Origin of the sequence: Anaerotignum lactatifermentans, assembly GCF_014982935.1 — a bacterium.
GTDB classification, from domain to species: domain Bacteria; phylum Bacillota; class Clostridia; order Lachnospirales; family Anaerotignaceae; genus Anaerotignum; species Anaerotignum lactatifermentans.
This window is the reverse complement of record NZ_JADCKK010000019.1, coordinates 1-25,408: the sequence shown is the minus strand read 5'-3', so window position 1 is coordinate 25,408 and position 25,408 is coordinate 1. Positions and strand designations below refer to the sequence as shown.

At 38.7% G+C, this 25,408-nt stretch carries 26 protein-coding genes and 2 pseudogenes; 26 read left to right on the top strand and 2 right to left on the bottom strand.

All coding sequences use genetic code 11. From position 1 onward, the window contains the following. The 21 genes and pseudogenes from INF29_RS06685 to INF29_RS06590 all read left to right on the top strand — a co-directional run bounded on the left by INF29_RS06685 (position 1) and on the right by INF29_RS06590 (position 20,264). Positions 1 to 5,594 (top strand): annotated as a pseudogene (locus INF29_RS06685) (immunity protein Imm33 domain-containing protein). 14 nt (positions 5,595 to 5,608) lie between these two features. Beyond that, positions 5,609 to 6,190: a DUF4274 domain-containing protein gene (locus INF29_RS06680; protein WP_193485427.1), complete on the top strand. Its 582-nt coding sequence runs from the start codon at positions 5,609 to 5,611 to the stop codon at positions 6,188 to 6,190. 23 nt (positions 6,191 to 6,213) lie between these two features. Continuing rightward, a complete protein-coding gene (locus INF29_RS06675; protein WP_193485425.1) occupies positions 6,214 to 7,077 on the top strand; it encodes a CbrC family protein in 864 nt (287 codons plus the stop codon). Between the two features lie 98 nt (positions 7,078 to 7,175). Continuing rightward, positions 7,176 to 7,595 (top strand): nuclear transport factor 2 family protein, encoded by a 420-nt coding sequence (locus INF29_RS06670; protein WP_193485423.1) that lies wholly within the window; start codon positions 7,176 to 7,178, stop codon positions 7,593 to 7,595. Positions 7,596 to 7,842: 247 nt separating this feature from the next. Beyond that, the gene (locus tag INF29_RS06665) at positions 7,843 to 8,346 is read left to right on the top strand and encodes a glutathione reductase (RefSeq protein ID WP_193485421.1); all 504 of its coding nucleotides are present in this window, start codon (positions 7,843 to 7,845) and stop codon (positions 8,344 to 8,346) included. A gap of 383 nt (positions 8,347 to 8,729) precedes the next feature. Next, positions 8,730 to 9,557, top strand: coding sequence for a hypothetical protein (locus tag INF29_RS06660; RefSeq protein ID WP_193485419.1), 828 nt, complete (start codon positions 8,730 to 8,732; stop codon positions 9,555 to 9,557). Between the two features lie 152 nt (positions 9,558 to 9,709). Beyond that, complete coding sequence (locus INF29_RS06655) at positions 9,710 to 10,225, top strand: RNA polymerase sigma factor (RefSeq protein WP_072850923.1); 516 nt, start codon at positions 9,710 to 9,712, stop codon at positions 10,223 to 10,225. Beyond that, complete coding sequence (locus tag INF29_RS15060) at positions 10,222 to 10,884, top strand: DUF4367 domain-containing protein (RefSeq protein ID WP_193485417.1); 663 nt, start codon at positions 10,222 to 10,224, stop codon at positions 10,882 to 10,884. Before INF29_RS06655 ends, INF29_RS15060 begins: the two co-directional genes overlap by 4 nt. A gap of 136 nt (positions 10,885 to 11,020) precedes the next feature. After that, positions 11,021 to 11,317, top strand: a complete 297-nt coding sequence (locus tag INF29_RS06645) for a hypothetical protein (protein WP_193485414.1) — start codon at positions 11,021 to 11,023, stop codon at positions 11,315 to 11,317. Position 11,318: 1 nt separating this feature from the next. Next, positions 11,319 to 11,513, top strand: a complete 195-nt coding sequence (locus INF29_RS06640; protein ID WP_193485412.1) for a helix-turn-helix transcriptional regulator — start codon at positions 11,319 to 11,321, stop codon at positions 11,511 to 11,513. A 230-nt stretch (positions 11,514 to 11,743) separates the two neighbouring features. Then, positions 11,744 to 12,076 (top strand): hypothetical protein, encoded by a 333-nt coding sequence (locus tag INF29_RS06635; protein ID WP_193485410.1) that lies wholly within the window; start codon positions 11,744 to 11,746, stop codon positions 12,074 to 12,076. A 551-nt stretch (positions 12,077 to 12,627) separates the two neighbouring features. Then, on the top strand, positions 12,628 to 13,743 hold the full coding sequence (locus tag INF29_RS06630; RefSeq protein ID WP_193485408.1) for a hypothetical protein: 1,116 nt from the start codon (positions 12,628 to 12,630) through the stop codon (positions 13,741 to 13,743). A gap of 197 nt (positions 13,744 to 13,940) precedes the next feature. Then, positions 13,941 to 14,289, top strand: a pseudogene (locus tag INF29_RS15330) (DUF7021 domain-containing protein); the annotation flags it as partial. Between the two features lie 36 nt (positions 14,290 to 14,325). Beyond that, positions 14,326 to 14,814, top strand: a complete 489-nt coding sequence (locus INF29_RS14710) for a DUF2262 domain-containing protein (RefSeq protein WP_243184114.1) — start codon at positions 14,326 to 14,328, stop codon at positions 14,812 to 14,814. Positions 14,815 to 14,832: 18 nt separating this feature from the next. Further along, positions 14,833 to 15,057, top strand: coding sequence for an Imm17 family immunity protein (locus INF29_RS06620; RefSeq protein WP_193485406.1), 225 nt, complete (start codon positions 14,833 to 14,835; stop codon positions 15,055 to 15,057). Between the two features lie 48 nt (positions 15,058 to 15,105). Further along, positions 15,106 to 15,552 (top strand): C-GCAxxG-C-C family protein, encoded by a 447-nt coding sequence (locus INF29_RS06615; RefSeq protein WP_242949226.1) that lies wholly within the window; start codon positions 15,106 to 15,108, stop codon positions 15,550 to 15,552. Positions 15,553 to 15,588: 36 nt separating this feature from the next. Next, positions 15,589 to 15,930 (top strand): DUF6881 domain-containing protein, encoded by a 342-nt coding sequence (locus INF29_RS06610; RefSeq protein ID WP_087990374.1) that lies wholly within the window; start codon positions 15,589 to 15,591, stop codon positions 15,928 to 15,930. A 554-nt stretch (positions 15,931 to 16,484) separates the two neighbouring features. Further along, positions 16,485 to 16,943, top strand: coding sequence for a hotdog fold domain-containing protein (locus tag INF29_RS06605; protein WP_072850905.1), 459 nt, complete (start codon positions 16,485 to 16,487; stop codon positions 16,941 to 16,943). Positions 16,944 to 17,005: 62 nt separating this feature from the next. Continuing rightward, positions 17,006 to 17,464, top strand: a complete 459-nt coding sequence (locus tag INF29_RS06600) for a hotdog fold domain-containing protein (RefSeq protein ID WP_072850903.1) — start codon at positions 17,006 to 17,008, stop codon at positions 17,462 to 17,464. Between the two features lie 132 nt (positions 17,465 to 17,596). Beyond that, the gene (locus tag INF29_RS06595) at positions 17,597 to 18,790 is read left to right on the top strand and encodes a CaiB/BaiF CoA transferase family protein (protein WP_193485404.1); all 1,194 of its coding nucleotides are present in this window, start codon (positions 17,597 to 17,599) and stop codon (positions 18,788 to 18,790) included. 118 nt (positions 18,791 to 18,908) lie between these two features. Beyond that, entirely contained in the window at positions 18,909 to 20,264 is a 1,356-nt protein-coding gene (locus INF29_RS06590) for a branched-chain amino acid transport system II carrier protein (RefSeq protein ID WP_193485402.1), read from the top strand. A gap of 107 nt (positions 20,265 to 20,371) precedes the next feature. On the opposite strand, the gene INF29_RS06585 is transcribed toward INF29_RS06590, so the two are convergent. Next, positions 20,372 to 21,229 carry a MerR family transcriptional regulator gene (locus tag INF29_RS06585; protein ID WP_193485400.1) on the bottom strand — a complete coding sequence of 286 codons (858 nt, stop codon included), beginning with the start codon at positions 21,227 to 21,229 and terminating at the stop codon, positions 20,372 to 20,374. A 163-nt stretch (positions 21,230 to 21,392) separates the two neighbouring features. Between INF29_RS06585 and INF29_RS06580 the strand changes: the two genes are divergently transcribed. The 5 genes from INF29_RS06580 to INF29_RS06560 all read left to right on the top strand — a co-directional run bounded on the left by INF29_RS06580 (position 21,393) and on the right by INF29_RS06560 (position 24,993). Further along, positions 21,393 to 22,358 (top strand): MBL fold metallo-hydrolase, encoded by a 966-nt coding sequence (locus tag INF29_RS06580; protein WP_272872638.1) that lies wholly within the window; start codon positions 21,393 to 21,395, stop codon positions 22,356 to 22,358. A 19-nt stretch (positions 22,359 to 22,377) separates the two neighbouring features. Beyond that, positions 22,378 to 23,067, top strand: coding sequence for a metallophosphatase (locus INF29_RS06575; RefSeq protein WP_193485398.1), 690 nt, complete (start codon positions 22,378 to 22,380; stop codon positions 23,065 to 23,067). 132 nt (positions 23,068 to 23,199) lie between these two features. Further along, positions 23,200 to 23,496, top strand: coding sequence for a hypothetical protein (locus tag INF29_RS06570; RefSeq protein ID WP_193485396.1), 297 nt, complete (start codon positions 23,200 to 23,202; stop codon positions 23,494 to 23,496). A 2-nt stretch (positions 23,497 to 23,498) separates the two neighbouring features. Continuing rightward, positions 23,499 to 24,344, top strand: coding sequence for a M56 family metallopeptidase (locus INF29_RS06565; RefSeq protein ID WP_191344352.1), 846 nt, complete (start codon positions 23,499 to 23,501; stop codon positions 24,342 to 24,344). A 181-nt stretch (positions 24,345 to 24,525) separates the two neighbouring features. After that, positions 24,526 to 24,993, top strand: coding sequence for a hypothetical protein (locus tag INF29_RS06560; RefSeq protein ID WP_193485394.1), 468 nt, complete (start codon positions 24,526 to 24,528; stop codon positions 24,991 to 24,993). A 232-nt stretch (positions 24,994 to 25,225) separates the two neighbouring features. Here INF29_RS06560 and INF29_RS14510 read toward each other — a convergent pair. After that, on the bottom strand, positions 25,226 to 25,408 hold a 183-nt coding region (locus tag INF29_RS14510; RefSeq protein ID WP_207728133.1), incomplete at its 5' end, for a hypothetical protein.

The following is a 25,408-nucleotide window of genomic DNA, read 5'->3' as shown; positions in this document are numbered from 1 at the left end:
ATGTACATCAGCAAATACTGGGGCAACTTTATTGGAGGTTCTGACGACAGTCTGAACCTTGTGGCATTTTTAGAAGATCAGAAAAAAGAGGAAATCCCTCTTAGCGAAATTTTCTCAAAGATCGGTCTGGATAAACAAAATTGGGATTTCCATCAAACAGTGGAATATCTGGAGTTTACCCATTCCAACGGTGTGGAAATGGATTTTCATTTTGCCATTGATGTCATCACAGATCTGGCAGCCATTTTGTTGGAATGTTACGTCAATGGCAGTGTAAATCTGCACGACTTGGACGACTACAATACGCCTTCTCGTTGCATCCGTATCACTGCTACGCCAGAGGAACACAATGCTATAGACAGAACTCTTGCGGACTTTGCCCAAAATCCTCTGTCCTATGACCTTCATGAAATGATGGATGATGAGGAGATTCAAGAAATGGCTCGAGATGTGGAGGCACTGCGTAAAGAACTTTATGAGTCTGCTGGTCGCAATCGCCAGTACTATGTGAAGGCAGATGACATGAAGAATTTACTCCCTGACTGGGATGGAGCCAATGGATGCATTGCCACTAATCGTATTACGGTGGAAGGTTGCAAGGTTGGTTACTGCTACCGAGAGAAGCCAGATGGTGACTGGGACAGCGGTTGGCGTTTTACTGCCGGTGACGAAAGTGATACCTATATGGATGATCCAAATAACGCGGGTATTTACACTTTGCATTCCATTTGTAATAGCAATCCTGATATCATTCCTCTGCTGAATGCACCATACAATTCTGCTTTCGTAAGAGATGAAAATGGTATATTTCAGCAGATAACAGATTGGGAAGCGCCACAAAGTGGGGAGGAAGAACAGATGGATTTATTGCAGATGTGCCAAATGTGGCTTGAAGATGGAGAATATCAGAAAATCAAAAATGCGTTGGAACAAATCCCTGCTGATGAACGAACACCAGAAATGGATAGTGAATTGGCAAGGGCATATATCGCAGGAGCGGATGCGGCAGAACGGGAGTCTTTTGAAAAAGCGCTGGAACTTCTGGCGCCCCATGAGGCATATTTTGCGGAAGATCATTGCTGGAACTATCGGATCGCTTCTGCTTATTATTATCTGGATCAAGAAGGTCCCGCTCTGCGCTATTTTGAAAAAGCTTTGAAAACCCGTCCCGGAGATGAAGACACTCTGGAGTATATCGACGATTGCCGCCGCCGTTTGTCTTTGCCCCGATTTTCCAAAAACTTTCGGGAACGAACAGAAGCAGCATGGGCGGAATTTGCGGAACAGGAAGCAAAATTGCGCCAAATCATGGATACAGACAAAAATCAGGAACGAGGTGAAGAACTCGTTGCTAAATGTGAGGAGCTTTTACATATTGCTTTTGAAGATATTTCTTTTGAAATGGGATTTAACGGCGAAAAACATGAACTAATCCTAACTCCAGAAGGCAACAAGGTAAAGCTATTTGAACTGGTCTACTTCCAGAAACACGCACCAAAAGAGATCTTGGAGCATTGGAATATTCTGGTGGGACGCCAGAGCGTGGAAAACATTGGTCTGCGTACAGGTGAATGGTATATTTCCGGCGAGGATGTGCAGATTTGGCTGGAGGAGGTTGATGAAAATCGTTTTGCTTTGGAAACCTATTGTGAAAAACTGTTGCCGATGCTTGCGGAAGAAGAAGGTCGTGTATGGTGGATGCTGACAACGCTGACAGATCAGGTGTTGGGTGAAATCCCTCATATGCGATACATAGAAGCTTTTGATGTACTGACAGAACCAAAAGAGGAACCTGCCGAACTGCTTTCTCGTCTGCCGGACATACTGAAAGAAAAAAGCTTAGACCTTTCCAAAGATCCAGAATGCTATCTGGAAACTTATATGGGATACAGTATGGAACCAAATGATGACCCCGAGGCAGATTGGAGATTAGATACTATTGCCGGCTCCACTTGCTGTGCAGCTCTCATCAATGGTTATCTAGACAATGACAACGATTACATGGACGATCTTCACGCCGATGGTGCAGTGGCAGGCTTTTTCTGCTATCCACTGGATACACTTCGTGAGGAAGAAGGCAGTCAGAAGATTTTTGATTTTCGAGATCAGTTGGAGGGAGTATTTACTACCGATGAAGGAAGTGAAGTGCTTACTTTGACTGGCGGCGCCACAGGTATTTATTATGGCTATGTAGATTTTATTGCGTGGGATATTCGTACTGCACTGCAAATGGCAAAGGATTTTTTTGCGGATACAGATTTGCCTTGGGCAAGTTTCCATACATTCCGCAGAGAGGCATCCAATGTGTATCTGAAACAGACCGAAAATGATGATCTAGATTCCAAGGAGAGAGTTGAAGAATTGGAAGAAACATTGACGGGAATGGATTATATCCCTTATACACCGGAAAATGCGGAAGCATTTTATCAGCAATTAGAGCAGTGGAATGATGAGGACGAGTATACTCGTTGCATTCAGGCGTTGAATGCCATTCCAGAGGAATGGTGGAATTACCGCATTGCCTATGCCATGGCACGGGCACTGGAAAACTACGCTATCATCGGAGATCACGATGAGGGAACACCAAATTACAAGGGAGACAAGGCTCTGCTGCGTGCCATTGATGTGCTGGAATCTGTTCGAGAAGAAGGTCAAGACAAAGCAGAATGGAATATGCGTATGGCTTATGCTTATCAATATCTTTATGGACAGGAAGAAAAAGCTATCCATTATGCACAGCGATGGGCGGAATTAGATCCAGAAGATACGGATGCACCTTTGGTAATACAGGAATGCCAGAACGAAATTGCCAGACGTGCCGAGGCAGAATCGGAGGACGAGAGTGACCCCACAGGCGTTTTTACCGGATTTATCCTTTTGTCCAAAGGAAAATGGGACAAGCAGCAATTTATTCAAGATATGAAAGAAAAATGGAACATCACCGTGGATGAACATGACGCAAGCGAGGATAAGAGTGACGATGCCTTGGTGTTTGAAGTGGGAGATATGCTTGCTGCTGTCAGCCTTGGAACTTATCCAATTCCCAACGGCGAAGCGGAAATAAATGCGGAAAACAACTATATGTGGGATGATGCGGTAAAGATAGCAAAAGAACATTGTGCTCATATTATGGTAGCAGTTTTGGGAAAAGAGGAAGATTTGCTGGAAAAAGGTAAGTTGTTCACCAAACTGGTAGCTGCTTGCTGCCGCCAGAAATACGCAACAGGGGTTTATACCAGCGGTGTTGTGTTTGAACCTCGTTTCTATGAAGGTTTTGCTGATATGCTGCAAAATGATGAACTGCCAATCTTTAACTGGATTTGGTTTGGACTGTACCGTGATGAAAATGGTATGAACGCTTACACTTATGGAATGGATGTATTCGGCAAGGATGAGATGGAAGTGCTGGGTACTGATGCCGAACCGAGTAATTTGAGAGACTTCCTGGCAAGCCTTGTGTCTTATGTTCTGGAGAATGATGTAGAACTTCACGACGGAGAAACCATTGGTTTTTCTGCTGGGGATAAACGCACCATTACGCGCAGCCCCGGTGTCAGTCTGCCAGAAGAACAGATGACGCTGAAAATCTCCTGGAAATCAACAGATAATGACCCAGATGGCGACGGTGAGGACAATTCCGATAAAGACGTATCCTTTAGTGAACCGGAAGTCTACACTGAGGATGAGATGAAAGTCATCGAAAATCATATTCAGCAGTATTTCGGTCGGTTTGAAAATGTGTTCCATGAGTTGGCTTCACCTGACATACATGTGGATATTTGTGTTGTTCCTCCTTCTGAAGAACGAGATTACTACACACTGGTTACTATGGGGATGGGTGCTCATCGAATGAATGTGCCAGAGGAACTTACGGAATACAAGCTGGAGCGAGCAGAGCTTGCCATTGCATTGCCAAAAAACTGGAAAATAAAAAAAGAGGATTTCGAAGATGAGAAGTGGTACTGGCCCATACGTTTGCTGAAAACACTGGCTCGCCTGCCCATTGCCAGTGACACCTGGTTGGGATTTGGACATACCATGGATTATGAGGAGAATTTTGCGGAAAATACAAATCTCTGTGCCGCTATGCTGACTGCTCCTCAGGGTACAGAGGATGGCAGCGAGGTTTGCATCCTGCCTAGTGGCGAAGAAGTTAACTTCTATCAGGTAATTCCTCTCTATCGTGATGAATTGGAGTACAAGCTTGCCAATGAAGCAGACGCTTTGTTGGACAAAATGGAGGGCATCAGCTTTGTAGTAAAACCTGATCGTCAGAATGCCATTACAAGAGGCACATTGGGCAGTGTAGATGATAGCGACGGCGTTGATGAGATGGACGATGCCATTTGGCATCTGGAAACCATAGAGGAAAAAGAACTGCCGGTGGATGAAATCAACGCCTACAACCATATGGCAATTTATCTGCGTTGGTGTATGGAACATGATCTAATGGCCGAAGGCTTTATGGAGGAATACGGTGATGTGGTACAGAAGGTCAAAGATGATGTTGAAAGTGTGGATCTGAGGGTATTTATTCGAGATGAACTGGAAGGACAGCTCTTTGGGTCATTGTTTAACCAAAAAGGCTTGGCTTTTGCTTCCTACTACTACGGTGAAAACGACAGCCCTTATTTCCCAAGCGATATCGACAACTACGCCATTTGCATCATTGGTCAGGAACGTAACTATTCCGATGAAATTCAGGATGAAGCATATCTGTTCATTCCTTTTGATGAGGAATATTATCAAGCTATGGCAAAGGTCATTGAAAAGCGATTTATCAATTGGCAGGGGCAGGAATTCAATGAAGATACACTGGAGCCCTCTGAACTGGCACAAGCAATGATGGAATATCTGGACTGTGAATGTACTTACTTCCCATCTATGAAAGATGACGACCCTATTACGGCGGCTTACAGTTATGCTAAGCGAGACAGCGCCCAGGAAGGTTTTGTGCCAGTGCTCATCAAGGCGGATGACGAAACGCTGTTGGAGTGTCTGGTGATGAACGCCGACCCAGAGAACGAGGCGGACTTTTACGAATTTGACCTCAAAACCGTAACGGAGTATCGGAAGAAGATGCTCTCTACCTCCGTCAAAGACGGAAAGGCAGTTTTGGAGGAAATGATTGGACTTCGAAAAGAAGAAGCTGACGATGATGATATGAATTGGGAAGAAGAAATACTTGGAAAAATGGAAAATGGATACGAAAATAACCGTTTTGCTAGCTATTGGGAATATGATACAGACATGACATATCCTATGATTTTGGCTAAAATTCCAGTAAAACACCCTTGGGAAATCTTTGCATACTTGCCTTTTGGGAACTGGAATGAATGCCCAGATACACCAGAACTTATGGCAGTGGCGAAATACTGGTTTGAGCTGTATGGAGCTATACCTGCCGTTTTGACACATGACGTACTGGAATTTGATCTTTCGGCTGCTATTTCAAAAGAATGTGCAATGGAAGTGGCTTTGGAACAATATGGTTTCTGCCCAGATATAGTGGATCAAGGACTGAAGATGCTACGGTAGGCTCATTGGCAGATGTATTGCGACAGTCCAAGGTTTGGTATTTCTGGTGGGATTGAAAGGAGATGAAAATATGCTGCATATCAATGACATTTTAGACTCTGACTTTGATTGGGATGGAATTGAAATTACAGAAGAAGAATTTGACGAATTAAGCACGGAACTGCTGATTGACTATCTGAAGAAACACAATCCAAAAGAAAGACAAATGCTTGCATTGTGCTGGAATTTTGACAATTCAAAAGAAGTTATTCGATGGATTGTAGATCAGCCAGATACAGATAAAGGAACGATTTTGCTTTTATATTGGTATATGTCACCTGGATTCTATAAGAAATTTGCTGACAGAGAAGAATGTGAAGCAGAGGCTTTTTGGGCATTGGATGATTATGATATCATTCAAACCATTGAAAAAAATTACCTTTCTGGCTTTTATGGAAACCAAAAATATGCTTTTGATCCTGCAAACGATGAATATAGTGATCATTATGATTGGACCTCTGAGTACGAGGAAGAAGAAGCAAAAGTAAAAATACCAAAAGAATTGTTTTTGGCTCTTGAAGGAGAACGGATTGAAAATCCCCAATGGGAAGAAGGTATACCAACAGAAATTTCTGATATTATGGACAAGCTTTGTGATGTTTGTGAAGAATGAGTCCTTTGAAATGGGGTGGAAGTATGAATGCATATCAAGAAAAATATGTCGCATTAAAAAAGCAGTTTGAACAATCAAAGGGCGATTCTTTCAGTGTGACTGCTCTTTATGATTTCAAGGAAAGTTTGGAAGAAAGTGAAGCAATTGCTGCAAAAGAAGTTCTGGTAAATGTATATGATCTTTTAAACTATAAAAAAGATGCCTATGATTTATTATCCAGTATTGGTGATCTTTCAGATGTCAAAATCAAAAAACGCTTGGGAAAAATGAAAGAATATGCAGAAAACTGGAGAAACGATTTTGCAATTCCAAACCCCAAAACAGAAGAAGATATTCAGAAAGAAAAAGAAATGCTGGCAGAACTGGGAATACCAACATTCAAATACCACCCCAATCCGTTAAATACTGGAGCATTTGAGATATCAGAGGAAGGCGTTGTCTGTGACTGCTGTGGAAAGGTAACGCACATTTATTATGAAGGACCATTCTATGCTGTGGATGACATTGATTATCTGTGTCCAGCTTGTATCGCCAGTGGAAAAGCAGCTGAAAAATTTGATGGCAGCTTTCAGGATGATTATTCCGTGGATGATGGTGTGAAGGATGCCGAAAAACTGGACGAACTCATTCATCGTACACCTGGTTATTGTGGCTGGCAGCAGGAATACTGGCGTGCCCATTGCGGGGACTTCTGTGCTTATTTGGGCAGAGTAGGTGCTATGGAATTGCAGGCATTAGATGTCATGGATGAAGTACTGGATGACCCCATGTGGGATGATGAGCAGAAAGAAATGATTGAGCATTCTGTCAATGGCGGTCATTTGCAGTGCTATTTGTTCCAATGCCTGCATTGCGGAAAGCACTTGGTCTGGATGGATTTTGACTAGTCACATATAATTCCAATCAATAAACGGTTGGATGTTATATATGATGGATGTTATATGGCGAAAAATTGAATTTGAAATAATCAAGGAAGGTTTTGAGGATGGAAAATAAAGAAAGAATCATCAGACTTTGGTTTGAAATGTGGCTTGCAAAAAAAGACCTTGGTATATTCGATATCTTCTCAAGTGATGCCATTTACATTGAAAGTTGGGGACCAGAATATCATGGAGTCCAGAAGATTGCACTTTGGTTTGAAGAATGGAACACGAGGGGAACTGTATTGCAGTGGGATATCAAACAGTTTTTCCATAAAGATAATCAGACAATTGTTGAATGGTATTTTAAAAATCAAATGGATGATGGACAGGCAGAAGCCTTTGATGGAATATCACTGATTGAATGGACACCCGATAATAAGATTGCTTTCCTAAAAGAATTTGGCTGCAATGAAAATCGATATGATCCTTATAAAGATGGCAATACACCGCATTTTAAGAACGAAAATACAAAGTGGTTTTAAAAAGTGGAAGCTGGTTACAAAATGCAATCAAATGAATCAATGTATTTATATAGTATTGCATTTTGCTTTTAAGAAAAGAGTTTTATTTGAAAAGAGAAAAGGGCAAAACAATTCTATTGTTTTCGCAGTACAGGAAAAAATGACTTAATAGCAGTACAATAAGAACGCAGTTGTTCTGACAACATAGAACTGTGAAATTATAATAGCTTGGATATTGTTTGCAACAATATGGGAGGAGGAAATGATTATGGATGAAATCAGAGATTTTTTGCTGTCACCACAAGAATATTTAGATACCTTTTGGGAAAGCGATGTTTTAATCTGGATAGATTGGCGTGAATATGATGAATCTATCATTAAATACATCAATGAAAAACTATCAGAAGAAGATAAGGTGAAGTTTACCTGTGTGGAAATTGAAAAAGAACGAGACGTAGATATTATTTTAGAAAAAAACAGTATTTCCACAGCAATCCCCTATGCGGAAGAATATACAGATCGTGATACCACATTGAAAAGCTTACAGGAATATGTATCTCCAAAATATCAAATCCGTTGGTTTATGGGTTCTCTTGGCAGTGATACTCTTGCATTTTGTATTTATCCTTCTGCCCAGTGGGAACAGTTAGAAGAAGAATTCGGTGCAGAAAAAGTAGCGTATTATTTTGCACCAATCAAGGAAAACAGCGTTATGTTTGAAATGGGTATGGATGAAGTGTTTAATTTGCTGGAGCAAAGAGGAGAAGCGTAATAAAAACGAGTTATAAATTTGCTATCTAACAGCGGATAGGCTTATTAGGAGGATAATATAGATATTCTAGCTGTAGATTAGTATATATATCTAGAATCAATACGATTTTAAGAAGGAATGACAATTTTAATCAGGAAAAAACAGAATTTCATTCAAGAGATATAAATGTAAAGCTTTTAAATGGAGAAGTTTATAAAAGAGAGAAAAAACTCCATTTGACCGCAAATGAATAAGACGCTTTGTCTATTTTAGGAAATCTTTTATAGATTTCCTATTTTTTATGCGGAGATGTCTTAAAAAGTAAATCTGGTTCGTTACAATTATAAAAGAGGTCTATGTTGTTCATAATATTTGATTGTCTAATAAGGTTGGAGGGATTGGAATTGATAAAATATAAAGGAACACAAAAGATATGGATTCTAATTGTATTGGCGGTAATCGCGGTGGCAGGTTGGACTTGGAGTTATGGTTATCATAATAGAAAAAGTAATGATAATCTTCCTAATTTACAGTCTATTGCCCAAATGGATGAAGCCGAAGTAAATAATATATTATCGGGATACAGACGAACACAATTATCTGAGGTCTGGGGTGTTCCTGCATACAGTGATTCATCGGAGGATGTATGGCTATTGGAGAATGCTACTGTACTGACAGTAAATTACAAAAACGATAGTGAAAAAGTGGTGATATGCGGAATAGGACCAATGCTATTTCCAGCAGATACAAAAGACATTACATACACAGTTTATTCTTCAGGTGATTCAAAACAGTTACGTATGGAGGAAATCACAGATGTAAAAGACTGGGCACTTAGTCTGGATTTGATGTATGTAGATTTTCCCGATGGAGGGGCGCCTAACGAAGTCTATGCTGGTGGAGAAAGCTATACATTTGATATAAACCACGGAGAGAGAGTATTTTCTTATTTAAATATCAATGATTATTATATTTTTGTCGACGATCACTGGTATTTCGTTAAAAATCCTTCTGAACCACCAATTTCAGATGAATCTGATGAGTTGAAATTCCATGATAAAACATTGAAAACTTCTGATTTATCAGAAAAAACGCTGGAGTGGCTGAATTGGTACAATGAATGTTCCAAAGAGGATCAACTTGCAGTAAGCTATATTCCATCTGAGCTTTACAAACGTTGTGGTTATCCTTCTGCAGGAGATGAAAGTGCAGTACAGGCGGAAAATGAATAGAATGAAATAAAACGATGAAAAGGCAGTTTCATGACTGCCTTTTCTTATGTGTTTTTCGTTATAAGCAAATATATTTGATTTTCTATTTTAATTCATTTAATATAAAGAACAGATTTGATTTTTAATTTTCAATTATGCTGGAGGATTCTTCTATGATATATCTACAAATGATAGAAAGTGAAGAGGATAAAGTAAAATTTGAGGAGATATATCTGAAATATAAAGCATTGATGTTTTATACAGCCAATAAAATTCTCCATAACGAGCAGGATGCAGAAGACGCTGTGCACATGGCATTTATAAAAATAGCAGAGAATATAGAAAAGATAGACGCGTTGGACTGTCCAAAAACACGCAGTTATATCGTTACAATAGCTGAACATAAAGCCATAGACATATATCGAAAGAAAAACAGGCACAAACAAAACGAATATTTGGAGGAAATAAATGGTATTGAAGTGACTTATGACGGTGACAATCTGCTTACAAAGTCCATTTTGAACCTTCCTGCTAGATACAGAGAAGTGATACTGTTACGGTATTATCATGGGTATAGTGTTCGGGAAATTGCTGCCTTATTTGATATATCTCTTGTGGCAGCATCGAAGTTAGACCAAAGGGCAAAGAAAAAACTAAAAGAGCTGTGTGAAAAGGAGGGAATCTTGTGATAACGGATGAAATGCTGAAACAAGCAGCCAAAGAGGCTGGAAACATCATTGCAGATTCACTTCTGCCGCAAGAAGAATACAGTCATGTATTTTCCGAGGTTTTTGAAAACAACATAGAAAATGTGCTGCAAAAAGCAAAACGCAAGAAAAAAAACAGAGTCTTTAGACAGGCAGCTTGTTGGTTCGCAATATTTGTAGTAGCAAGCAGTTCCTTTTTGATGTTTAACACAGAGGCAAGAGCTACGTTTTTATATTGGCTGAAGGGACAATATAAGGGCTATATGGAATATCGTTATACAGGCGATGGTTCTGCTCAACAGATAGCGTATGTTCTTACCTATATTCCAGAAGGCTATTATGAAAAAGAAACATCAGAAACGGAAGGAATGAACATTACTATCTATCAAAATGATATGGGAAATCAAATAGCCTTTATGTCCTCAAGTGGCACAGATGCCATCAGTTTGTTTGTTACAGATGAAAATGCCCAAGAGGTCATGGTAGGAGAACGAAAAGGGGATTACTATGAAGCCGAAGCAAAAGACGAGAATAGTGTGATTGTATGGTATTCGGAGGATAGAACAACCATATTCAGTATATCGGCAGCCCTTTCAAAGGAAGAAATGGTAAAAGTTGCAGAGAGTGTGGAAGAAAAATAGATAAGATATAAATTAGCGATACGTATTCTCTCTATTATCTTTAAAATGTAAAAAACTCTTGACATTTAATATATATTTGTTATGATAAAAATGTAAAAAGTATTTTACATTTTTAATTGGAGAGGGGAGCGAATTTATGAGAACAACTACACTTTTTTTGATCGTATTTGGAATTTTTCTTATTGCTCTAATTTTCATAGATTTTATGATGATTGTTTCTCTGTTAAAGACTGGCGATGAAAGAAGAAAGCTAATGGTATGGAAAGCAAGTTTTTTTACACTTCTTATAACAGTGCTTGGACTTGTATTAGATGTCATAACAGCAGTTTTGCAAGCAGAAGCTATGCGTAACAATCCATTTATTGAACTAAGTATAATTGCTATGACATATTTTTTAACACTTTTGTATTATAAGAAAAGGTATGGCGGATAACATGAAAAACATCATCAAACATAGAAGGAAGGAACTCGGATTCTCCCAAGATGAATTGGCAAAGAAATGCGGTGTTTCAAGGCAAACAATCAATGCAATAGAAAACAATAAATATGATCCTACACTTTCTTTGGCTTTTAAACTTTCAAAAGAATTGCAGACTACAGTGGATAAATTGTTTGAACCGGAAAGTTAATAGCAATATAAAATAAGAGATGCCATTCAAATGGCATCTTTTTATTGTCATAAAAACTTTTCCCCAAAAGTATATACAAATCAATATTTTGGCTGATCAATGTGACTTTAAATTTGGTACACTATAAAATTGACAGATTGAAAAATAAACACGTAGTGTCTAAAAATGCATTTCTTGTTCGTTACTTAAGATAAAACAAGAAATGTATTTTGTTGTTAGGAGAGGATTGTATGACACACGGCATTTTTTTAGATCTGTTATTTTGTTCTGCATGTACCATAGGTGTATTGGTTCTTTTTATAGGATGTGGCATTGTTATATTTGTCAGAAGGGAACGTAAATATGACTGTATCAATATTCTATCAGGAATATTGATGGCGGCTTGTTTTTTTGTGCTGTTATTTTTATTATGGTGTGTGATTGGGTTTGGCAGTAATGTACCAAATACAGAGCCAAAACCAAGCGGATATGATCATACTTTGGATGGAACAGCAGAAAGATATATGATTTCTAACTGGGATTGTCAAGAAAAAAGTTGCCATCTCTATGAATTGATGCGATAATTACTCGATTTATAGGAAATGTAACCTAATACTTGGAAGAGAATGTTACTATGCATTTTTTTGTTGTTTCTATAGTGTATTGAAAATACTGCCGCTGAGAAAACTGTTTATATAGCTTAAGCTTGCAGTTTGGTTGATCGTAGTTAAATCAATATTAAGAATACACATGATTGTGACTAGCATTTTTTGAATCTCATTAGAGTATTTGTCATATTTAAAATATTAGCATTACGGTATTTTATCACGGTGATTTGCTTGTAATTTCGAAGGTTTTCTTTTATAATTTCTATAAGTTGATTTTGTGCATATTTGTTAAAAATCATAAGAAAAAAGAAAGAGGTTTACACTATTTTTAATGAGGTAACATCGTATGAAGCTAAAGCACGATTATCATCGAAAGGCAAAGAATCACTTAGTGATGACATGGAAAGAAATTGTATCTGATAAAGAATATGATTTTTCTCCGGCTTTTTTCGCGCCTTGCATTATGCTGTCCTTCTGACAGTATGGATGCAGGGCTTTTTTTGTATTGATTGAAAGGAGCGAGGAATATGAGTTTGAAATATCGTTGTCCTAGTTGTGGGACCTCATTAGGTTATGAAGGTTTGTGCTGGAAATGTCAAATGGAAAAAGAACGTCAGGATGTGCTTGCATGGTCACCGGAACAGATTGCGCAAAAACGAGAAAAACTGATGGAGAATATAAAAGGATTGGAAGATTATCAAGAGCCAGCCTTCACAGATTTTTGGAAGTTGCTCAGCTATTTGGATGCCATTACGCCAGAAATCCAGAAAGCAGCTTTGGAGGCAAAAGTATTCTATCCTTGCGAGATCTACTACCATGCGCCAGAAGATGTGAGAGATGGACTGAAATCCGTACTATTGGAGACAAAAGATGCCAATGAAGCAGCTAATCTGATGAGCTGCCTTGCCATGCAGGGGGATGATCAGGCACTGCAAACACTGCTGGAACTGGAACGTAATCCTCGTCCATGGAGAAAGCGTCTATATGTTGATCCATCCATTTATGCCCAGTGTGGCGGGTGGACTTTTGATAAAGAGGGTCATCGCATTCACCTCAATTTTGATACTTGTTATCCCATGGTAAAGGGGACTGCCAATGAAGAAACACCCGTCAAAATCGGTCGTTTACGAGAAGATACTTGCCCTCACTGCGGTGGGAAAATGGTGGACATTTTTGTTCTGGATGGCAAAGATGAGCGATTGAAGTTTTTAGGCTTAGATGGAGTTTTGACTGCTACTTGCTGTCCAAACTGTGTCGGATTTTTGGATGGTCCTGCCTACAATCGTTTTACTTTAGATGGTGGTACAGAAGTTTTTCCTTCCAAACTTTATGATGACAAAGAGGAAATGGAATGCTACATGAGACCGGAAGATTATAAATCTATGGCAGAAAATCCATTTGTGCTGGCAAAAAATCCGGTTCCTTTGTTTTATGGAGCTTTCTGTGAGGATGTCAATACCGTTGGTGGTTTTGCGAATTGGGTACAGGACTGGGAATATACAACTTGTCCTGTGTGCGGAAAACCTATGAAATATTTGGCTCAAATACAATGGGATACCATTATGGAAGGAACGGAAGGGACACTTTATATTGAAGTTTGTACGGATTGCAAAGTGGTTTCCATGCAGCATCAGCAGACCTGAGAGGTGATATATATGCGTTTGCCAAAGAAAAACGGCGTAAAGGTGCGTTATTATCTGATAAAAACGATAAGGACGTAGAGCTTCTGGAATACGCAGATGCGTATATCCAGGATATGCTTATGGACGATTTGGTAAAAAGATTCAGATAGCGGCAACAGAAAAGTCGTCAAAACAGCTCCTGCACATTGGCGATATATATGAACAGATCTTTCACTAAAGGGGGGAACGATATGAAAAAAAGAACAGTGAAGGACTTTATTGCCCTCTATCATGTAGAAGATGAGGAAAAGCTGGTACTGATTCAAAGTGGTACCAGTGCAGATAAAACATTTATGGATCATTTCTGGACAGCTCATACCTATGCTCTAGCTATGGCTGACGTACAGACTGGTCAAGTAATTTCTGATCGTTGCTGCCTGAATTCGCCATTGACGGAGAAAGAGAGAAGCAGGTGAGTATTCCAAACGATTTGCAAAAGGGGAGATTTATCGGATCAAGGTTCGAGGATGGAAAGGCACAGCACTTAGTGAAACACAGTGGTATGTCACCGAAATCGTAGAGGAGAACGCTCCGTGTTCGGCTTTGGAAGAAATCTGGGCAGGGTACATCAAACCTGTTGTGATGGAAGATGAGCTGTTGGGAACGCTGACTTTAGATAAGGAAATGAGTTTTTTCACTGGAACCTGTCAGTGGATGGGAAAAGAAATCCACATTTCTCTGGATGTTGATATGGAAAAGAAAGCATCTTGGACACGCGTCCGAAATGTGATGAAGAAACTCATAGAGGATCAGCAGATTTGGGATAAATCTTTGCGAGATTTTGCAGCCCAAAAGCTTACAAGCCTTGCCAATGACTGGCTGGCAGACAACAATCAAACGGACCGTAATCCTGAAAAAGACCCTATTACAGAGGATGAGTTTGGAAAGCGTTTGATTTTAACAGAATTCACTGTTTCTCCAGGCGGTCGTTTTACTGCTTGGTATGAGGATGACGATATGTTCTGGGGTCATGTGGTGATTGTAGAAGCCACACTGAAAAAAGGTCCCATATCTGCTGACATACAGGGGTGAGGAGAGGAGGAAGCCTAAATGAATAGCGAACAGATAACTGCTTTTTTACAGGAGCATTGGAACCTGCTCACACTGGCTGTTGGTATCGTGCTCCTGATTGGTACAATTTTGAATTGGAATTGGCTCTGCGATCCCACAGGCAAACCTGATTCTCACCGTTATAGTCGTGGCTCTAGGCGATTCATTTTCTTTCTGCTGGGGATTGTATTAATTGTAGTTAGTATGATGTCTTGGTTTCTCTAAGAAATATGAAATAATGACTGAAAATATTGTTGTGTGATTGGGGGCAGTATGAGAAAAATGAAATTATATGAATTAGTCAATCAATATCATATTGGTACAAATTTAAGCTGTGCGGAAGCAATGTTCAAAGCGTGTAATGAATACTATCATCTGCATTTAAGTGAAGAAACCCGCAGAATGTTCTCTGTGATGGGGATCGGTATGCAGACAGAACAGTCCTGTTGTGGCGCCTTTACGGTAGCCGTTGGAATCATTGGCTTGATGACTGCAAAAGATGGCGAAACAGATGCAGACAATATCGAAGGTTATCGAATGATTTATGACTTGACAGGACATGTACTGGAAGTATTTGGAACACTGCATTGTATGGAATTGCAGGGATTAGAAATCGAAGGGGAGGAAAACCCTTGTCATGTTATTGTAGAAGAAATCGCAAGGAAACTGGAAGAGATCCTTTCTGGTGGTCATGAGTATTCCCAGATGCTTGTGAATTAATGAAAATTTGTAAAATTATGGAGGAATTGAATCAAAATGGAGTATATCAAATTATTTTGGAAGGATGCACCATTGGGAGAACCATCTATCATTCTTTATGAAGTTGATACAGAAAATGAACGTCTTGCACTTCGCTCCATTGATATTTTTGCAGATGGACATACGCACAATATTACGGATCTCTATGACGGCGTTATTGAAATCGTACCTATTCCCACTGTGGAAGAATTGAATGCCCATGTCTGGGGGGAGGAGTTTTATGCCCACTCGATGGAAAAAGCAGAATTTGAGATCATCTGGGAGAGCCACAACTATGATGGAGAAATAGGAATGAATGATATTGAAAGCGCCGAAAGAATAATCACTTCGAATTTGTAGGGATTAAAAATGAGAACTAAGGGACAAAACATAAAAAGGCAATAAACTTTGTATGGAAAAGGCAAAAATCCATTTATCCATATAGAACAAAGTTTTGCCTTTGGTGTATATATTCAACTAGGATGCCCGAAATACATGAAATGGCTCATATATTTTTGCTTTCTAACTGAAATAGAAAAATTGTAAACCAAAAAAGATAACGTTTCTATAATTGAAAAGCGTTATCTTTTTTTCATATATGGTAAACATGGGTTAAAGCATAAAAAAATTGCCTTATTACTAACAAAAAAGGGTAATTATCTGACCATAAAGAAGTAAAAAACTCTCCATAAAATCAATAGATTTTTGCGAAAATTTCTCCTGCAACAGTAAAATAAGGCGGAAAATTAAGGAAAAAGAAACCCTCCAGTAAGTAGAAACTTCGGTCTATGCGTTTTTGCAATTTCTGAAAAAATATAAAAAGCAGATATTGACATTCCATTTACGGTATGCCGTACAGTATAACCATAAAATAAACCAAACAAAAATACATATAACAGAAGGAGGAATTTAATATGGTAGGTAAAAAGGTTGTACATCATCTGATGATGAGCGCAAAAGATGCACATTATGTTGGCGGTCTGGTAAATGGTGCAAGAATTGTGGATCAGTGGGGCGACGTTGGTACAGAACTGATGGTCTATGTAGACGGCGACATCAGCCTGTTCTTGGGTTATGAAAACATTGAATTCCTGGCACCTGTATATGTTGGTGACTTTATGGAATACCATGGCTGGATCGAAAAAGTAGGCAACCAGTCTTATACATGTAAGTTTGAAGCATGGAAAGTGGCAACACAGCTGGATAGAACAGATGCTGACCTTTCTGGCGTAGCAACACCCGAAACAGCAGCAACAGCATGTGAACCTCCCGTACTGTGCGGCAGAGCAACTGGCAGCCTGTATATTGCGAAGAAAGATCAGAGAGGTCCTCAGGAATCTTCTTTCAAAGACAGAAAACACCCCGGCGAGTAATTATCTATTTCTAAATAATGATCATATGAGCAAATTGGATAAATAAAAGGAGGAAAATTATTATGGTAGGTAAAAAAGTAGTACATCATCTGATGATGAGCGCAAAAGATGCACATTATGTTGGCGGTCTGGTAAACGGTGCAAGAATCGTTGAACAGTGGGGCGATGTTGGTACAGAACTGATGGTTTATGTAGATGGTGACATCAGCCTGTTCCTGGGTTATGAAAAAGTAGAATTCCTGGCACCCGTATATGTTGGTGACTTTATGGAATACCATGGCTGGATTGAAAAAGTGGGCAACCAGTCCTACACATGCAGATTTGAAGCATGGAAAGTGGCAACACAGCTGGACAGAACAGATGCTGACCTTTCTGGCGTAGCAACACCTGAAACAGCGGCAACAGCATGTGAACCTCCTATTCTGTGCGGCAGAGGTATCGGCAGCCTGTATATTGCGAAAAAAGATCAGAGAGGTCCTCAGGAATCTTCTTTCAAAGACAGAAAACATCCTGGTGAATAATCTGTCCTAACTACAGGTGTGCAGTCTGCACATTTTATAAACTTTGCATATTGTACGGTTCATATGAAAATCCCATAACGAAAATTCGTTTTGGGATTTTCTATTCTCAAAAATCAGTAAAGAGGTGAAAGTATGAATAGACCATTGGAAGGAATTCGCGTCTTAGACTTGACACAGGCTTATAGCGGACCATTTTGCACAATGAATTTAGCGGATCATGGTGCAGAAGTAATCAAAATTGAACGTCCTGGCAGCGGTGACCAGACAAGAGGCTGGGGTCCCATGAAAAATGATTACAGCGGTTATTATGCATATATCAATCGAAATAAAAAAGGCATCACTTTGAATTTGGCTTCCGAAGAGGGCAAAAAGATTTTTCGTGAACTTGTAAAAACAGCAGATGTTGTTTGCGAAAACTACAAAGTAGGTGTATTGGAAAAACTGGGATTTTCCTATGATGTACTGAAAGAAATTAATCCTCGTATCATTTACGGATCTATTAGTGGATTTGGATTGGAAGGTCCTCTGGCATCTAGACCGTGTTATGATATCGTAGCACAGGCAATGAGCGGCATGATGAGTGTAACAGGTTTTGCGGATGGTCCTCCCTGCAAAATTGGTCCTTCTATTGCTGATAACTACTCCGGCGCTTATTTGTGCATGGGCATTTTGATGGCTTTGTATGAAAGAGAAAAAACAGGCGTCGGCAGGCGAGTGGATGTTGCCATGGTAGATACATTGTTCTCTGTTATGGAGAATTTCGTTGTAGAGTATACCATTGCTGGCAAAACACCACATCGTGCAGGCAACCAGGATCCTAGCATTGCTCCTTTTGACTCCTTCCGCGCAAAAGATGGCGAATTTGTAATGGGATGTGGCACAGATAAGATGTTTGCAGGTCTGTGCAGTGCTATGGGTAGAAATGATCTGATTGAAAACCCTCTTTACAAAACAAATCTTGCCAGATGTGAAAATTATCTGACTTCCTTGAAACCCATCATTGAAGAATGGACACAAACAAAGACCATCAAAGAACTAGAAGGGATCATTACCAAGCTTGCAATTCCCTTTGGTGTTATTCTGACCATTCCAGAAGCAGCAGAACATCCACAGCTGCAGTCTCGCAATATGCTGTGGAATGTTTACCAGAAAGGAATGGATACAGAAATCCGAATTCCAGGTACACCTATTAAGATTCATGGAGAAGAAGATAAAGTGCAAAAAGGTGCTCCTCTTCTTGGTGAAGACAATGAATTGGTTTATAGCAGTCTGTTGGGAATGACAAAACAGGAAATTGATGAACTATATGTAAAAGAAATCATTTGAGATAAAGTGGTTTTGTAAGGAAGATAGATGGTGTTGTCGATAAAAGATATATAAGAATGGTAGAACAAAGAATGGAGGATGATGCCATCTATCTTGATTTGAAAGGAGGAGAAGTAGTATGAGGATGAAGAAAGGTGATTTATCAGTACCCGCGCTTTTGATGATGGGTGGTGCCTTGTATTCCATGCACTTTGGTGCATCCAGTATGGTTTGGCCCATGACATGGGGCAAAGAAAGTGGCAGCTCGGTTTTTATTGCTTTTATCGGTGCTTTTATTACATCTTTGTTTTTGCCTTTGCTGGCTTATGTAGCACTGGCAAGAGGACAGGGCACATACTTCGGTTTGGCTAAACGGGCAATGCCTAAATTTGGTCCGATATTTACAAGCGTTACTATTATCATCATGGGTCCTTTGTATACAATTCCTCGTATGAGTGCATCTTCCTGGGATGCGATCTGTCAGGCAACTGGTTTTGCACCAGACAGTTCTATTCCGATTATCTTATTTTCTGCTTTTTATTACGCTCTTACATATTGGTTCTTGGCGGGACGTAGTGACATGATGGATAAGGTTAGTAAATTCCTGTTTCCTGTATTGATTTTGATTGTTGCTGCGATCATCGGAAAGGGCTTGATGACTCCGTTGGGCGAGTGGCAGCCGAAAACTTATGAGACACCTGCACTTGCTTATGGATTCACACAGGGGTATGCAACTTCAGAATTGTTGTGCGCACTGACTTTTGGGATTGTTGTATTGAACAACCTGAAAGGTCATGGTGTAACAGACGAACGAATGAATAAAAATATTATCCGAGTAGGGATTGTAGGAATTGGATTGCTTTCACTGACACATTTGGGGCATATGATTGTTGGGGCAAATACAGGCGGAACAATTGAACTGCAGTATGTTACACTCTATACACAAGTAGCATTTGAATTGTTGGGAACAATTGGCGGAGCAATTTTTTCCATCGGTCTTGTATTTGCATCTTTGACAACTGCAATTGGTATCAGTGCTGCTACCGCAGAATTTTGTGAAGACGCATCCAATAAAAAATTAAAATATAAAAAATCTATCGCGATCGTATGTATTTTCAGTGCAATCATAGGGGCAATTGGGCTGACAAACATCTTAACATACGTTGCACCTATTCAAGATGCAGTTTATCCCGGCGCAATTATCCTGGTACTGTATTATGTATTAATGCCGGATTGTCAGAATAAAAGACACTTGGCCGTATGCAAGTGGGGGATCATCGTAAGCGTCTTTTTCGGTGTTCTGGATGGCATTTATACATATAATAACCTGCTGAATTTGAATCTGGATTGGTTTGTAAATCTTTATCTGAAACTGCCTTTTGCAGAATGGAAATTGGCATGGGTACCAGTATGTGCGATTGTAATGGCGTGTGTTTACCTGTTTTCTTCAAAGAAATCGGAAGATGTTCCAGTAACTGATTGTATAAGTGAATAAAGAAAATAGAAAATATCCTGCTTTTTTAAGTAGGATATTTCTATATTTATCCGTAATTTACTTCAAACTAAAAATTCCTCCTGCTTATGACAGAAGGAATGATAAGATTATACACGCTTAATGGGAATGATTACTTTGGTAATATGGTTTTCTACTTCAGAAACATCAATAGGCGAAACAATGTACTCTTCGGAGATTGGACCGTTGATGACATAGCCCTGTTGTTTGATCCATTTAATAGCTTTTACATGGGTTTGTATGATATCTTCGTTTTTGCCGATATGAATGGTTGTCGCAGCTAAAAAACCACCGAATTGTTTGAATTCTGGTCCATCTTTTGGTTCTGGTACCTGAATACAGGATTCTAAATCACAATCTTTGTTATAAAACTGTTCCAAAGGTTTGTTATGATATGTTAAAATAATAGAACCCATAGTTTTTAGATGATATTTTTTGGCAAGCTCAATCAGTTCAGACCAACGGTCAATGGAGACATCCGAATTTTGATAATCCAGTTTGATTCGTCTGGTAGAGATAACGTGATATAAAGGGATTTTTTCAATTCGAATGGTACTTTCCGAATCTTGATTTTTGTTTTGCAAAAATACATTTCCTGTGTTCAGGCGTTGGAGCAATACTTCGCCAATGGCAAGCTGGTCCTGTAGTTCTTGGATGTGTTTAGAGATTTCATGCATTCTGGAAACAACGCATTGTTCCATAGCGGCGTTATCGCAGTTCTGGATGATCCGTTGGATATCTTTTAAAGAAACGCCCAACAGACGTAGTTTGCGAATGATATGAAGTGTAAGAAGCTGGGTATGTTCGTAATACCGGTAATGGCTGTCTTCCTTGCGATATTGTGGAACAAGCAGACCAATCTGGTCATAGTAACGCAAAGTTTTAATGGGTACATCGCATATGGAGGACACCTTTCCGATGGAGTAATATTTGTTTTTTTCTGACAAATTTATCGCCCCTTTCCACAATGGTTACATACATTTTCTATGTAATTATACCAAAAACATAGGGATTTTTCAATAATATTGCATTAATATTTCGCATAGTTAATTAAAAAAAATAGCATAAATAGTGATACAATCCAAACAATGCAGAAAGGATGGATAAGAAATGCTTACAGAAGTAGCAAAAAATATTTACAAACAAGTTGTGCCTTTACCCAATAATCCTTTAAGAGAAATCAATGTCTACTTCATTTTAGGAGAAAAAAATCTTATGATTGATACAGGATTTAACAGACCTGAATGTGAAGAAGCATTGAAAAATGCAGTTACAGAATTGGGTATTGAAGAATATGATGTATTCATTTCTCATCTTCATTCAGATCACTGTGGTTTGATTTCCAAGTTTGCAAAATCTGGATGCAAAATACTAGCAGGGGAAACAGAGGGGGAAATGATCAATTTTGAATCTGGCAATCTGTATTGGCGGATGCTGGATGACCTTTTCATTAAGTTCGGATTTCCCAAAGCACAGTTCGGCAGGAATACAGATATCCATCCCGGCAGAAAATATTGTAATACAGAAAAAGTAAACTTCACGTATGTAGACGAAGGTGATGTACTGGAATATGGCGGTTACCATTTCCAGCCGATTTTGACACCAGGGCATACACCAGGGCATATGTGCCTTTATGACGCAGAAAAGAAAGTTCTGTTCTGTGGGGACCATGTTCTTGGTACCATTACACCCAATATCTGCATCGAATTAGGTGTTGAAAATCCTTTGCAGGATTATTTAAGCAGTCTGAAAAAAATTGATGCATTGGATGTGGATGTCGTTTTAACTTCCCATGGCACCATGATTCAGGATGTCCATACCCGTATTCAAGAACTTTTCCAACATCATGAAGCAAGATTGGCAGAAGTAAAAAACATTTTGACAGATGAATGGAAAACGGCATATATGGTCGCACAGCATATGACATGGGAAATCATGTGCAAAGATTGGGAAAGCTTTCCTGCACCACAAAAATGGTTTGCAACAGGAGAAGCAATTTCACATTTACAATACTTGTATTTATCAGGTATAATTTTGAGAGAAGAACGAAATGGTATTTATTATTATAAAAAATAAATGTGGTGAATATTGAAAAATGAGTGGAAGAATTTTTATTACTGGTGATAAACATAGAACCTTCGTGCCACTGTTTTGGCTTGCAGAAAAAGAAACATTGCATCCGTCTGATATTATGATCATTGCAGGGGATGCCGGATATGTTTGGGACAAAGATTATGTGTACGATATGGAAAGCTTACAGCAAGTGTTTCCTGGCACAATTGCTTTTGTAGATGGCAATCATGAAAATCATGCGCTCTTGAATGAATTTCCCGTTGAAAAGTGGAACGGTGGTAATATACATCGTATAGGGGAACGTGTTCTGCATCTCATGCGAGGAGAAATATACGATATTTACGAAAAGAAATTTTTTGTATTTGGCGGTGCCCGTTCTGTAGATAAGGACAGACGCACAGAAGGCGTAAGTTGGTGGAAAGAAGAAGAACCAACTGCCGAAGAAATAGAACATGGTCAAAAGGTGTTGCATCAATTTGCAGACCAGATTGAATACATCATTACCCATGAGCCGCCGCTCTTTGTCAGAAGTTCTATTCGCAGACAAAAAAGCCTAGATGATGATTACCAATTTCCACTAATTTTGAATGAATGGTACCAAAGTATGGAACATCAGCCGAAGTTCCAGAAATGGTATTTTGGTCATATGCACGTAGATCAGGAAATCACAGAGAAACTTTTAGGTGTATATCATAAATTCGTTGAAATTTAAATTTTTCTTTATTAGCTTCTTACAACAAAAGATATACAGAAGTACTAATCAAAAAAGAATACTGGAAACAACAGAAAACAGGGACACAATCCCTGTTTTTTTTCATATTATGGGGGAAAGGAGGAGATGGAAATGACTGGACAAGAATTGGTGGCATTTGCCAAAAGCAAATTGGGTGTGCCCTATGTATACGGAATGAAAGGCAAAGTCATGACAGAAGCCATTTATAATAGCCTAAAAAAAGCCTATGGGAATTTGGTTTGGAATAGCGATAAGCAAAAAATTGGGAAAGTTTGCTGTGATTGTTCTGGACTTATTAGCTGGGCAACGGGCATTGCACGTAATTCCCAGAATTACCATGATACAGCTTTGGAAGTACAGCCCATTGCAACCATTGCCAACGCACTTTCATGCATTATGATCTTGTGATCATGAAAGGAGCAGATAGATGCAGTAATTTTGCCGCTTATTGGAGAAGCGCCTTTCCATATATGCATTACATAGATATGATATGGTTTGCTGTTGCAGTTCTTTTTCTTGTCACAAAAGCCATGTTATATGTATACACAATTTCGAGCATAAAACGGAAGTGTTTTACCATCGAAAGCGACAATTGGCTGGATGCCTTTGAAAAAATCAGTATGGAACAACCAAAACAAAATGTTGTGTTGGTAGCAAGCAATGATACGCGAAGCCCTTTTGCTGTCGGCATCATGCAAAAATATATCGTAATACCAGCTATTATGATAAATACATTGGACGAAGAAGAAATTGATTTCATTCTAAGGCATGAGTATTGCCATGCTTTACGAAATGATGTAGCCAGGAAAGTCATTATTGTAATTTTCAGTTGCCTAAACTGGTTTAATCCTTTGTATTTTCTTTTAAAAGCAAATCTTTCTGCATGGATAGAAATCGCATGCGATGAGATGGTAACCAAAAGTTTTGATGAGAGACAGCGAAAAAAATATGCAGGTTTGATCATCAAAGTATTATCATTGCAAAATGTGCCAAAAGAAAAGCATTTTTATTGCATCTGTTATAGTGGTGATGGTATCAAAAGTTACAAACGGAGAATATTGGAAGTTTTACAGGAAAAAAAGAGAAAAGGGATATTGGGAAAAACTATTGTATCCGTCCTTACTATATTTTTGCTGATTTTTGGCAATATGATTGCTAAGGAGGCAGACATACCTGTAAACATGCTTTTTTCTGATAATGTTGTGGTGTATGACTTAAACGATCCAAATTTAACGATTGAGATAATAGAAAAATAATTTTGTTTTTATATATATACTGGATACACAGAAAAAGTAGAAATTTGTACAATGCTGTATTTCTATGGGGGAAAAGTGTCATATAGCATAGTAGGCATGAAGAGATGTAAATGATATAGTGTATCCAGTATTTTTTTATGTGTTCTTGCTTGCCATTTCATGAATTGAAAGGGGTGTCTTTATGAAGGGAATTTACAGAAATAAGATTATACTTGCAGTATTGGTAATAGGCAGTATCGGAACCGCAATTTACGTTGCATCGGAGAAAAACGCTGCAACAGAGAATAATTCTGCAATGACAGGCAGTCCTACAATGGAAAGTCTACAAAATGACCTGCTTGATTATCTGAAAGATAATCATCCTGAAATCAGATTCGGCAGTCAAAAATATATAGACTATGTTTCAGATGTTTGTATACTTGCTGAAGCAGATCCTGAATTGGCGAAGTTATCAAATTATGAAGATATTCAATTTTACTGTGCGGAATACTTGCATGAATTGGATGAACAGCAGGTCAAAGGAATCATTCCTTTCTTCGGTTTCAAACCATCTGAAGATTTTTTGTCAAAAACAATAGAAGAAATCCAATTGGAAGTGATTGCGAAAGAAAGGCAGAATGAAACAGAATTTCAACAAGAAAGAGATTAGAAATACTAGAAGGTAAAGTAACCTGAAAGTGAAAAAGAATAGAGATAAAAATATACATAGTAAAAATAGTAAAGAACGCTATTTACATACACTATTATCCACAAAAATTCAATAAGGTTACGCAGTTTGTAAATTTGCTTATAAATTTAAAAGGATGACGATAAGCTAATACTCTTTGAGAAAACATTGCATTTTTTTCTTGATTTCTTAAGGGAAATTGTGATGGCTATCTTCAGAAGAAAGCATACCAAATAAAGTCTTCATAAAAATAAGAAAGCTGAAATCCTATATCATGAACTGCACCCCATTTGTTAGACAGTATGATATACTGAATAACAAGTGGGGTGATTTTTATGCCAAAAGGAGTACCAAATAAACGATATACACCAGAATTCAAGCAACTGGTGGTAGAAAC